The sequence below is a fragment of the [Clostridium] aminophilum genome (assembly GCF_900101295.1).
Classification (GTDB): Bacteria; Bacillota; Clostridia; order Lachnospirales; family Lachnospiraceae; genus Clostridium_R; species Clostridium_R aminophilum_A.
This window is the reverse complement of sequence record NZ_FOIL01000073.1, coordinates 1-11,332: the sequence shown is the minus strand read 5'-3', so window position 1 is coordinate 11,332 and position 11,332 is coordinate 1. Positions and strand designations below refer to the sequence as shown.

Annotated in this window: 12 protein-coding genes and 1 pseudogene; all 13 read left to right on the top strand. The window is 42.7% G+C overall.

Annotated elements, in window-relative coordinates:
- A partial coding sequence (locus BMW41_RS13025; RefSeq protein WP_083379002.1) for a CatA-like O-acetyltransferase, family 3 occupies positions 1 to 908 on the top strand: 908 nt, incomplete at its 5' end.
- 34 nt (positions 909 to 942) lie between these two features.
- Positions 943 to 1,437, top strand: coding sequence for a CDP-alcohol phosphatidyltransferase family protein (locus BMW41_RS13020; protein ID WP_074650567.1), 495 nt, complete (start codon positions 943 to 945; stop codon positions 1,435 to 1,437).
- Between the two features lie 55 nt (positions 1,438 to 1,492).
- Positions 1,493 to 2,284: a MerR family transcriptional regulator gene (locus BMW41_RS13015; RefSeq protein WP_074650565.1), complete on the top strand. Its 792-nt coding sequence runs from the start codon at positions 1,493 to 1,495 to the stop codon at positions 2,282 to 2,284.
- A gap of 153 nt (positions 2,285 to 2,437) precedes the next feature.
- Positions 2,438 to 3,046 (top strand): annotated as a pseudogene (locus BMW41_RS15370) (response regulator transcription factor); the annotation flags it as partial.
- Complete coding sequence (locus tag BMW41_RS13005) at positions 3,043 to 3,855, top strand: histidine kinase dimerization/phospho-acceptor domain-containing protein (RefSeq protein WP_242870358.1); 813 nt, start codon at positions 3,043 to 3,045, stop codon at positions 3,853 to 3,855. The pseudogene BMW41_RS15370 and the gene BMW41_RS13005, both read left to right, overlap by 4 nt.
- A gap of 75 nt (positions 3,856 to 3,930) precedes the next feature.
- Positions 3,931 to 4,248, top strand: coding sequence for a sensor histidine kinase (locus BMW41_RS15080; protein WP_242870357.1), 318 nt, complete (start codon positions 3,931 to 3,933; stop codon positions 4,246 to 4,248).
- Between the two features lie 163 nt (positions 4,249 to 4,411).
- Entirely contained in the window at positions 4,412 to 5,440 is a 1,029-nt protein-coding gene (locus tag BMW41_RS13000; protein ID WP_074650564.1) for a type 2 periplasmic-binding domain-containing protein, read from the top strand.
- Between the two features lie 411 nt (positions 5,441 to 5,851).
- Complete coding sequence (locus tag BMW41_RS12995; protein ID WP_074650562.1) at positions 5,852 to 6,166, top strand: hypothetical protein; 315 nt, start codon at positions 5,852 to 5,854, stop codon at positions 6,164 to 6,166.
- Between the two features lie 459 nt (positions 6,167 to 6,625).
- A complete protein-coding gene (locus BMW41_RS15475; protein ID WP_083379000.1) occupies positions 6,626 to 6,763 on the top strand; it encodes an HTH domain-containing protein in 138 nt (45 codons plus the stop codon).
- Between the two features lie 137 nt (positions 6,764 to 6,900).
- Complete coding sequence (locus tag BMW41_RS12985) at positions 6,901 to 7,581, top strand: response regulator transcription factor (protein ID WP_074650560.1); 681 nt, start codon at positions 6,901 to 6,903, stop codon at positions 7,579 to 7,581.
- Complete coding sequence (locus tag BMW41_RS12980; RefSeq protein ID WP_074650559.1) at positions 7,574 to 8,935, top strand: sensor histidine kinase; 1,362 nt, start codon at positions 7,574 to 7,576, stop codon at positions 8,933 to 8,935. The genes BMW41_RS12985 and BMW41_RS12980 overlap by 8 nt, the downstream gene beginning before the upstream one ends.
- Positions 8,936 to 9,073: 138 nt before the next feature.
- Positions 9,074 to 10,816 (top strand): Na/Pi cotransporter family protein, encoded by a 1,743-nt coding sequence (locus BMW41_RS12975; RefSeq protein ID WP_074650557.1) that lies wholly within the window; start codon positions 9,074 to 9,076, stop codon positions 10,814 to 10,816.
- A gap of 229 nt (positions 10,817 to 11,045) precedes the next feature.
- Positions 11,046 to 11,255, top strand: a complete 210-nt coding sequence (locus BMW41_RS12970; RefSeq protein ID WP_207646899.1) for a hypothetical protein — start codon at positions 11,046 to 11,048, stop codon at positions 11,253 to 11,255.
- Positions 11,256 to 11,332: the final 77 nt, after the last annotated feature.

Here is an 11,332-nt window from a genome sequence, read left to right as displayed (position 1 = left end):
TTGTTATCGTTGATCCGGAACTCCGAGGCAAGGGATATGGCAGTAAGATGCTCCGGCTCGGGATTCAACATGTAAAGGATCATCTTAATGTAACAAGAATTGACCTCGGTGTATTTGAGGATAATGCTGCTGCAAAGTGTTGCTATGAGGCCGTGGGTTTTAAGAAATGCGGCTTGAGAAAATGCGAGATGCCGATAGGTACCTGGAATTGTATTGATATGGAAATAAAACTTGATAAAAATTATCGGATAGTAAATAAGGAAACCTACTACAGGAAGGGTGTGTTCCGGCATTTTACAGAGGACTGCAAGTGCTCGACGTCTATGACGGCGAGGGTTGATGTGACGGAGCTTGTTAAGTACTCGAAGGAGAGTAGCACGAAGTTCTATGTTAATTTCCTATATATCCTTTCCAAGGTATTGAATTCCCGGGATGATTACAAAATGGGGTATCTCTGGCAGACTGAGGAACTGATCTGTTATGACAGGATTAACCCTACACAGTATATTTTTCATGAGGATACCGAGACCTGTACGCCGGTATATACAAGTTTTGATCCGGATTATGCCGTATTCTACAAAAATGCTGTCTCTGATATAGAGAAGGCAAAACAAACGAGGGATTATGGCCTTGATATGGAAAAGCATCCGAACTGGTTTGATGCTTCCTACATTTCCTGGCTGTCCTATGATTCCCTGAATATAGAATTGCCGGACGGGTTCCTCTATTTCCTGCCGATCATCAATTGGGGAAAATATCGTGAGGAGAACGGGAAACTTTTGATGCCGGTATCGGTTCGGATGAATCACGCGATAGCGGATGGGTATCTGATTGCGAATGTATTCCGCCTGATTGAAAAAGAGATGGCTGCGTTTTGCAATGGTAAAGTGAAGGATGAACAGATATGAGTAAAGAGACGGTCATGTTCCAAAGAGTTAGGTGATGGCAAATATAATAACAGGATTCAGGGTGCTGATCAGTATTGTGCTGCTATTCTGTCCGGTGTTTTCGCCGGCATTTTATATGCTTTATCTGATCGCAGGCTTATCTGATATGATAGACGGAACCATAGCCCGAAGAATGAATACGGTCAGCGAGTTTGGAGCGAGATTTGATACTGCTGCGGATTTTGTGTTCGCAGCGGTATGCCTGATAAAGTTTCTCTCGGTGATAAGTATGCCGATATGGGTATGTGTTTGGATCGTGATAATTGCGCTGATAAAGATTATAAACATCATTTCGGGATATATTGCGCAAAGGAAGCTGGTTGCTGTTCATTCAGTGATGAATAAGGTGACAGGGGTATTGCTTTTTATACTGCCTTTGACATTTTCTATAGTTCCGCTGAAGTATTCAGCGCTTCCGGTGTGCGCGGTGGCAACTTTTGCGGCAGTTCAGGAAGGACATTATATCAGAACAGTAGAAAAAAGGGCTTGACTCGACCCTAAGGGGATAGCTTAGGGTATCAGATGTGGAAAGGAGATTTGCAAGAATGATAAAAATCGGTGAGTTTTCTAAGCTTTCACATCTGACGATCAAAGCGCTGAGGTTTTACGAAAGAGAAGGCCTTCTGAAACCTGCTTCTGTTGACGAATGGAATAATTACAGGTTTTATGAAACTTCACAGCTTGAAACTGCTGCTAAGATCAAGTCATACAGACAGCTTGGTCTGTCCGTTGAAGAAATTAAAGCAGTTTTTGCCGGTGCAGATGTGAAAGGGATCCTGCAGGAGAAAATCATATCACTGAAGAAAGAAAAGAATCTGATCGAATCTCGTCTTTCCATAATCAATTCAATTATGGAGGATAAAGAAATGAAATATCAGGTAACAGAAAAAGTGATCCCGGAAACCATTGTCTATACTGCGGAAACCGTACTTAAGAGCTATTCGGACATGATGAATTGGATTCCGTCCGTGGGGCAGCAGTGCCTTGAGCTGAACCCGGGAATGAAGTGCGCAGAGCCTCCGTATGAGTTTTGCGAATATCCCGATGGAGAGTATAAAGAAACCGACATCCGTATCAGACATAATGAAGCCGTTAACGCATTTGGAAAAGAAGATGAACATATTAAGTTCAAAACGCTGCCGGAGGCCAAGGTCTTAAGTATCTATCATAAGGGTTCATACGCAAATATCGGCGAAGCATATGCTTTTCTTATGAAATATGCAGAGCAGAACGGATATAAAACAGCGGGTCTTTCCCGTGAATGTTATATTGACGGCATCCGGAATAAAGAATCGGAAGAAGACTGGCTGACGGAGATTCAGCTGCCGATTGGGTGAATATTTGTAATGAAGAAGGCATAAGATTCAAAACCTGTACCCTGGTAAGCCGGGGTACAGGAAAATAATTGGCTTACGCCAATTACGCTCCGCTTGGATGCGCACTCGCACGAATGGAAGTTGTTGCTTTCGCAACCGCGCTAGGCGCAAAATCTTCAGAATTCCGGTCACAAGGTTTTAGGCTTTTCCTGTGCAAAAGATTTTTATAAGAAGCTGGAAGAGGTAATGCCGGATTTGTGTCTTGTGGATATTATGCTTCCCGATGAAAATGGGAATGAGATCGTAAGAAGACTTAGAAGAAACACGGAGACAAAGAGGCTGCCAGTTATAATGGTGACTGCGAAAACAACAGAACTGGATCTTGTAAAAGGAATTGAAGATGGTGCAGATGACTATATCAGGAAACCATTTTCCGTGATGGAGCTTATTTCAAGAGTAAAGGCATTACTAAGACGGACGCTATCTGAGGAAATAAAAGAATTGCGTTTGGACGAAATCGTTGTGAATAATGAGAAACATGAGGTGTCTATATCGGGAAGCTCATTGGAATTAACATACAAGGAATATGAGCTGTTGTCTTTGTTCATTGCAAATAAAGGAATTGTTTTGACTCGAGATACAATAATGAACCAGGTCTGGGGAACAGATTACGAAGGTGAGTCAAGAACTTTAGATATGCATATCAAAACACTTCGTCAAAAGCTGGGAGATTATGGTACCAGAATAAAAACGATCCGGAATGTGGGTTATGTGATGGAATGAAAAAGAAAATAAATGTACGACTTGTTGGAATCGCTGTTATTGCGGTTTTGGCAACGGTTATTGGTATTACCATATTATATTATAATCTGTTTCAGAGACAAGTCCGGGCGGACTTGTCCGTTAGTGCGAAGCTTTTAAAAGATACGCTTTATTTTGAGTCGGTTAATATTGATACCGATGACATTGACCTGTCAACGGATATTGAAGAGCTTCGCGTTACATGGGTAGCAGAAGATGGAACGGTACTTTATGATAATGACGCTTCGGCAGAATTTTTGACAAATCATAATGACAGACCGGAAATACAGGAAGCGTTTACGGATGGCGTGGGAGAAGCTATTCGAAAATCAGATACTATGAACAAGAATACATTCTATTATGCGATCCGTTTAGATAATGGAACTGTACTGCGAGTAGCAACGGATGCGCAGAGTCTTCTGTCTGTTTTTGTTTCAGTGGCTCCTGTTATAACGTTGATCATTCTGATTATTATAACAGTGTGCGTAGTGATTTCGCATTTGCTTACGAAACAGCTGTTAAAGCCAATTGAGGTAATGGTTTCAAATCTGGAAAATTCTGATTATGAATCTCCATATAAGGAACTGGATCCTCTTTTTGAAATGCTAAGATCCCAGCATACAGATGTGCTTGCGGCTGCGAAGGTCAGACAGGATTTTACCGCAAATGTATCACATGAGTTAAAGACACCGCTTACAGCAATTTCAGGTTATGCAGAACTGTTAGAAGGCGGGATGGTGTTCGAGAAAATTGATTTGTATGAGGTGGCTCACGAGTGCGTAAATGAATGATCCGTCAGTGCAAAACTTAAAGATGTTACGATAGCCATTGAGGGTAAAGAAAGTCCTGTACATGGCAATAAAGAATTGATAAAGGAACTGATTGAAAACCTGATTCAAAATGCTGTTCGATATAATAATCCGGGGGGAAAAGTCCTGGTATCCGTTAATATTATAGACAATTCGACCTGTTTGACTGTAAAGGACAACGGAATTGGAATTCCGGCAGTGGATCAACAGAGAGTTTTTGAGAGATTCTATAGGGTTGACAAAAGCAGATCCAAAGCCACCGGTGGAACAGGGCTTGGACTTGCAATTGTAAAGCATATTGTCGAAATTCATGATGCAAAAATTGAATTGGACAGCGCCCCAGGAGTAGGGACGACGATATCAGTTCTGTTTTAATAGATAGACTCATAGCGATATTCCTGGACAAATTCGGCCATCGCGCCGGCATCAATGCTGTGGTCTCTAACCACGTCGAATCAATTGTGAAACTTACTCGAGCGGGGGGGACTGTAGAAATACGATTATCACCGCATTGTCTGTGGAGAGGAGGTTGGGAAGAATGAAAAAATGGATTGCAGTTCTCTTTCTGCTTCTTACTGTTTTCCTCGCGTCATGTGACAACAATGGCGTTGATACGCTGACATATGCAGTTTTCCCATATATGCCGGATACCGGTTATTATCAGGAAATGATTGAACGGCGCTGGGCGGAGATTGAGCCGGACATCAAGTTGGTTCGGGCGGAGTGGAACTGCTATGAAGACGGTGTGCCGGACGGTATAGATGTCATTATGTATGATACTGTTATGCTGGATACACTGATCGAGAATGGTTGGATTCAGGCGATTGATCGGAACGCAGTTCAGAAAGCCGAAGACATATTTCCTTTTGCACTCGAAGGCTTGACCGTAGATGGAAGGCTGTATGGCATTCCTGTGCTCTTATGCGGGAACTTCCTGATTTATGATCTGGACTGTGCAGATCTTGCCGATGCGGAGCATCTCACGGATTTTGCGCATGAATCCGGGATCCTTGTGATTAATTCGGAATCCTCTATAAACCGGCCACAGTATATCCATGAAATCCTGGCAGATACCCGGAGAGAAGCAAATCCGTCAGCAGACAGCGATGAGGATGACTTGATGTCTCTCATGGATCAGTTGGCCATTGATGCTCACGAACGGGATGATGATACACAGGTCGCATTGGCCTATGATTCCGGAATCGGCAAAGGGTATATCGGTTTCAGTGAGAGTATTCGCCTCTTGGGTAACCGCATATCCCGGACCGGAATCAAATCGATCAGCTTTAGCGATCAGGAGGATTTGCCTCGCGTGTATGTTGATGCAGTAGCGGTTAACAGCAAGGTAAAAGGGAAACGGTATGAGAAATGTATGGAACTGATGAATGTTATTGCGGAAGCAGATGTTCTTTCATCGGTATCCGTACAAAACGGAGTTCCACAGTATCTTCTGCTTGCTAGAAAATCAGCCTATGAATCTCTTGTTAAGAGGTTTCCGTTATATGCACAAATAGAAAAACTCGCTTTCAATGAAAATAACCAGGCGATTCTCGGCCCCAGGCCTTAAAATTCCGCTTTGACGATATGTTCCCTGTAACGGGAAAAACAGAAAATCGGAGGATATGTTCCTGACGCACAAAAAAGCGGGTATGTTTCTGGCTGAATAGGTGAGTGGGGGTGAATGAATCTCTGTAAATAGGTCATTCTGTGATAGATTTTATACCTGACGGTCTAAAAAATCTCTATTATCAGTCATCAGTTGTGCTATTTACTTTATAATGGAGATAGTTTGAATGTCAACAGCGGGCGGAGAAATCCGCCCGTTTTGGCTATTTCTTTATCGTGGCATTCGGGAAGTCATCAATACCTCCTATATTGTTTATGTAAAATTGATTTAAATAGACGATAGGGTTAGACTATAATAAACCGTATAAGCGATTACTTGCCCATGTATTTTAAGGAAAGGAGAGAATAATAGATGAATCAGATTTACATGCCAAATAGTTATAAAGGAACTATTAGTGCTATAAATAGTCTTATTTGCAAAGGAAATCGGGCGTTGGGAAAGCCCAATGAGAGTGGGATTATTCAAACAATAATATTTGTAGATGAAATAGTAGAATTGCACGAAACGGTGGCGATGAAATTAGGAGAAATGAGGGGTAAAGTTATGCAATTAAAAAATAATCATTCTAAAAAATTGGGTGAATATGAAATGGCAATTGAAAAGCTTACGGCTTTGGAAGAAGAGTTAGCAGATAAACTAAAAAAAATAGGAAAAGGAAATTTTTAATTTAAAAAGGGAAACTATGGGGCTTGTAAAGGCTTCAAGAACTTCAAGGATCCTTATATCCTCTTTCTCGGAGACAAGGAGGCAGAGGAGAACACTGTTTTCATCAACATCTGCGGAACAAACAAGTTCAGAACGGTCCTCTTGATAAGTTTATTGAGATCTGTAAGAAATTCAACAGGAGTACACTCTCGAGCTTCCTGAAAATTTCAACTGATCCTGAATCATATATATAAAAGACCCCAAATCACCCTATGAATCCCTTGATAAAAGGTTTCCGTTATACGCACAAATTGAAAAACTTGCTTTCAATGAAAATAACCAGGCGATTCTCGGCCCCAGGCCTTAAAGTTCCGCTTTGACGATATGTTCCCTGTAACGGGGAAAAATGGAAAATCGGAGGATATGTTCCTGACGCACAGAAAAGCTGCTGCTGTGTAAAAGCATTGGCAGCAGCCTGATATTTCACAGGAGACGTTAGGCGAAAGCATAGGAGTGACACGCCGGGTTGTACAGAAGTATATCAATGTTCTTAAAGAATCAGGGCGAATAGAACGGGTTGGTGGCAAACGATATGGCCACTGGAAAATAAATGATTAAAGATGTAGCGGCCTCTGGTAAAAACCGGAAGCCGCTTTTTTAGGCAGGAACTTTACGTAGAATTTACAAGAAAAAGATCACAGGATTTACAATCAAGCGATAGAATGTTTGTACAAAAGTGCGGAAGGAGGCTTCGTATGATTTATTGTGTGGAGGACGACAGCAGTATCAGGGAGCTTATGGTTTATACACTTCAGGCTTCCGGGTTTGAAGCTTGCGGCTTTCAGGATGCGGCTGCCTTTTGGGATATGATGAAGGAAAAGAAACCGGAGCTGGTGATTCTTGATATCATGCTGCCGGGAGAAGACGGTATTAGCATCTTAAAGAAGCTGAGGAACTCTCCGGTTACGGAAGAAATACCGGTTATCATGGCAACTGCAAAGGATAGTGAGTATGACACAGTAATTGGGCTGGACAGCGGAGCCGATGACTATCTGTCAAAGCCTTTTGGGATGATGGAGATGGTATCCCGAATAAAAGCGGTGTTAAGACGGAGCACACCGAAGAAAAAACAGAAACAGATACAGTGCGGAAGTATTGTGATTGATGAAGGGAAACATACGGTCACAGTTAATGACAGGCGTATTTCGCTCACGCTGAAGGAATACGAATTACTGAAACTTTTGGCTGAGAATACCGGACAGGTTTTTACACGGGATATTCTTCTGGCTTCTGTTTGGGGGGCTGACTTCGGAGGAGAGACCAGGACGGTAGATGTTCATATCGGAACACTGCGGACAAAGCTTGATGAGTGCGGGGACATGATAAGGACTGTACGCGGGGTTGGCTATAAGATGAAAGAGCAGGAAAATGAATAAAAAAATATTTAATGCCATATGGATCGTCGCCATCGTCGTTTTTCTGGCATCGCTTACATTTATTATGGGTGTTTCCTATAACTACTTTTCCGGGGTCCAGCTAAAGCAGTTAAGGACGGAAGCCGAGCTGGCATCACAGGGAGTATCCATGTCCGGGATGGATTACCTTAACGGTCTGGAAGCTAAGGATTATCGCATTACATGGATCGATGCAGATGGGACGGTTTTATTTGACAACGCAGTTAATGCAAATGAGATGGAAAATCATCTGGAACGTGAAGAAATAAAAGAAGCCCTTGCTGATGGATATGGTGAGAGTGTGAGATATTCAAATACCTTATCCGACAAGCAGCTGTATTCGGCCATCAGGCTGTCAGATGGTTCTGTAATTAGGCTTTCGAGTGTTCAAATGGCAGTCTGGACACTGCTTTTGGGATTTGCACAGCCGATCTGCCTTGTGATCCTGATTGCATTTGTTTTGTCCTTTGTGCTTGCATCAAGGCTTACAAAGCGAATACTGACACCAATCAACGGTATTGATCCGGATGATCCGCTTCAGCATATCAATGAAGAAGAATATAAGGAAATAGCTCCTCTGCTCAGACGTATTCAATCTCAAAACGAACAACTGAAACGAGATCAGAAGGAGATAGAGAAGGCTGCATTGATCAGACAGGAATTTACGGCTAATGTATCGCATGAATTAAAAACGCCGCTTCATGCCATTTCCGGTTATGCAGAACTGCTTGAGAATGAGATGGTGAAGGAGGAAGATATTAAACCGTTCGCGGGGAAAATACGGGAAGAGTCCACCAGAATGACGAAGCTGGTAGAGGATATCATTGACCTTACTAAGCTTGATAATGGCGGTGTAGAGATGAAGTGGGAAGTTTGTGATCTGTATCGTGTTGCAGAAAATGCAGTGGATAGCCTGGAGGCCACCGCAACCGCTTTGGGTGTGGAGGTTACTTTGGGTGGATCAGATGCGCCGGTCAGGGCAATTCCTCAGTTGTTGTACAGCATCGTATATAATCTTTGTGATAATGGAATCAAGTATAATCATAGCGGGGGAAAAGTTGAGGTTGATGTGCAGCAAACACCACATAACACAGTGCTAAGGGTGAAAGATACAGGAATCGGAATTCCGGAAGAGAGCTGTGAGCGCATATTTGAACGGTTTTACCGTGTCGATAAAAGCCGGAGTAAAGAGGTGGGCGGTACCGGCCTTGGGCTTTCCATAGTCAAACATACTGTCTTGGTTCATGGCGGAAAGATCGAAGTGAATAGCGAGGTTGGGAAAGGTACGGAGTTTATTGTATCCTTACCAAACAAACCAAAGGAAATAGAAGTTTGAATGATTTTGGCAGGGGCTGCGGCTCCTGCTTTTTCGTTGCGGACATTACATGAATTTTACAAGAGATTGATAATGGATTTGATGTTCAATTGCTACCATTCTTTTGAACGATAAATATCAGAAGAATGGAGTGTATGTATGGACATTTTTAGTATCCTCAATCTGATAGGAGGCTTAAGCCTGTTTCTGTTTGGAATGTCACTAATGGGGCAGGCGTTGGAACGGCGTGCAGGTAGCAGGCTGAAGATGTTATTGGGTAAACTGACGACGAACAGGATCACAGGACTTACGACAGGACTTGGTGTAACTGCTGTGATACAGAGTTCGTCAGCTACTACCGTCATGGTCGTTGGTTTTGTCAATTCCGGATTAATGACTTTACGCCAGGCGATCAATGTAATTATGGGAGCGAATGTCGGAACAACGGTAACGGCATGGATCCTGAGCCTTTCAGGAATTAGCAGCGATAACGTTTTTGTGAAGCTTTTGAAGCCTTCGTCTTTTACCCCGATCCTTGCTCTGTTTGGAATCATTTTGTATATGTTTACAAAAGAGTCTAAGAAGAGGGATACGGGAATGATTCTCTTGGGCTTTGCCACATTGATGTTTGGAATGGAAGCCATGTCAGGAGCCGTATCAGGACTGCGTGATTTTCCGGCGTTCCAGAATATGTTTGTTGCGTTTGCAAATCCCGTGCTTGGAGTATTGGCAGGAGCGATTCTGACAGCAATTATTCAGTCCAGCTCTGCTTCTGTCGGCATACTACAGGCACTGGCATCAACCGGAGCAGTGACATATGGCGCAGCAATTCCGATTATCATGGGACAGAATATAGGAACCTGCATAACCGCCATCATTTCTGCTGTAGGAGCCAACAAAAATGCAAAGCGTGCAGCATTGGTACATCTGAGTTTCAATGTGATAGGAACAGTTGTCTGGTTGTCGATATTCTGCATAGTGAAGGCTGTGGCAGTTCCGGCTATCCTTGGAGAATCAGCAAGTCTGATGGGTATAGCTGTATGTCATTCTGCTTTTAATATCCTGTGCACACTGTTGATGCTTCCGCTTGCAGGTATGCTTGAAAAAATGGTGAAGAAGATGATTCCTGATAATGAAGTGATTGAGCAGACAGAGGAATTGGATCCGCGTTTGCTGGGAAGTCCTTCTCTTGCACTTGAAAGATGCGGTCAGGTTCTTCATTCAATGGCTGGAATAGCTGTGGCTGCTTTGAAGGATAGTATTGGTTCGATCACCAGGTATGATGAAGAGACCGCTTTACGGATCAGGGAAGCTGAAGAGAAAACAGATCATCTGGAAGATATCCTGGGGACCTATCTGGTAAAGCTGACTTCTACACAGCTTGGAGAAAACGAAAGTGCAAAAGCAACGGAATATATGAAGGTGATCGGTGATTATGAACGAATTGCAGATCATGCAGTAAATATTCTGGAGTCCGCAGAGGAATTGGTACAAAAAGGAATTGTTTTTTCAGATCAGGCGCAAAAAGAATACAATCTGATATCGGATGCAGTTGAGGATATATTGGATCTGTCACATACAGCATTTAAGGATACGGATCTTAAAGCGGCGCGTAAAACGGAGCCTTTAGAGCAGATTGTTGATGAGCTGAAAGAGACGTTACGCACCCGGCACATACTGCGTCTGCAAAAAGGAGAATGCTCAGTAGATGCCGGGTTTGTATGGTCTGATTTGCTGACTAACCTGGAGCGGGTTGCCGATCATTGTTCCAATATTTCCGGATGTGTACTCGATACAGCCGGCCACACCATGAATATACATCAAAATCAGAGGTTGCTCCGTAACAGCGGAGAAGATTTTGGTCAGGAACTACAAGAGTTAAGGGTAAAATACAAGATATAGAAGCCTTAGTCTTTCTTGTAAATGTGAACTCTGCAAAAAAGTTACACTAAAAGCTCTCAATAGAAAAAAATAATGTGATATGCTACGATTATAAGCACGCAATGCCGGGCCTTTTTCCCGCCTGCAGGAGAGACCTTCTATTTTGGGGTGAGGATCCCTGTCAACGAGATAAAGATGTGTCCCGATGACTGGGACAGACAAGAAGGCCAAAGAGTTCAATAAATTGCATTTGGTTAAGAGAGATATTATGTTTGAAATAACTTATACAGGAGTTTTGGTTTTTATTACATTGGCATGGATTGCAACAAGAGCAATCTGTGTCGTTAGAAACAAAAAGGTTGACTGGAAATACGAAGCGAAATTGCTGACAGTCTATATCTGTCTGGTTGTGATTGCGAGATTTGTTTATTTCCCAATGCATTTAGATAATATGAAGTGACCCCACATTTGTAGCACCGTGGATTTACCTGTATACTGATGATTGAAAAGATCAATGGTAACAGGGATTACCGCATA

What these genes read in the sequence shown, in the direction of transcription:
- BMW41_RS13020 (WP_074650567.1), top strand. Translation starts at nt 943, where the DNA reads ATGGCAAATATAATAACAGGATTCAGGGTGCTGATCAGTATTGTGCTG.
- BMW41_RS13005 (WP_242870358.1), top strand. Translation starts at nt 3,043, where the DNA reads ATGAAAAAGAAAATAAATGTACGACTTGTTGGAATCGCTGTTATTGCG.
- BMW41_RS12985 (WP_074650560.1), top strand. Translation starts at nt 6,901, where the DNA reads ATGATTTATTGTGTGGAGGACGACAGCAGTATCAGGGAGCTTATGGTT.
- BMW41_RS13015 (WP_074650565.1), top strand. Translation starts at nt 1,493, where the DNA reads ATGATAAAAATCGGTGAGTTTTCTAAGCTTTCACATCTGACGATCAAA.
- BMW41_RS12975 (WP_074650557.1), top strand. Translation starts at nt 9,074, where the DNA reads ATGGACATTTTTAGTATCCTCAATCTGATAGGAGGCTTAAGCCTGTTT.
- BMW41_RS12980 (WP_074650559.1), top strand. Translation starts at nt 7,574, where the DNA reads ATGAATAAAAAAATATTTAATGCCATATGGATCGTCGCCATCGTCGTT.
- BMW41_RS12995 (WP_074650562.1), top strand. Translation starts at nt 5,852, where the DNA reads ATGAATCAGATTTACATGCCAAATAGTTATAAAGGAACTATTAGTGCT.
- BMW41_RS13000 (WP_074650564.1), top strand. Translation starts at nt 4,412, where the DNA reads ATGAAAAAATGGATTGCAGTTCTCTTTCTGCTTCTTACTGTTTTCCTC.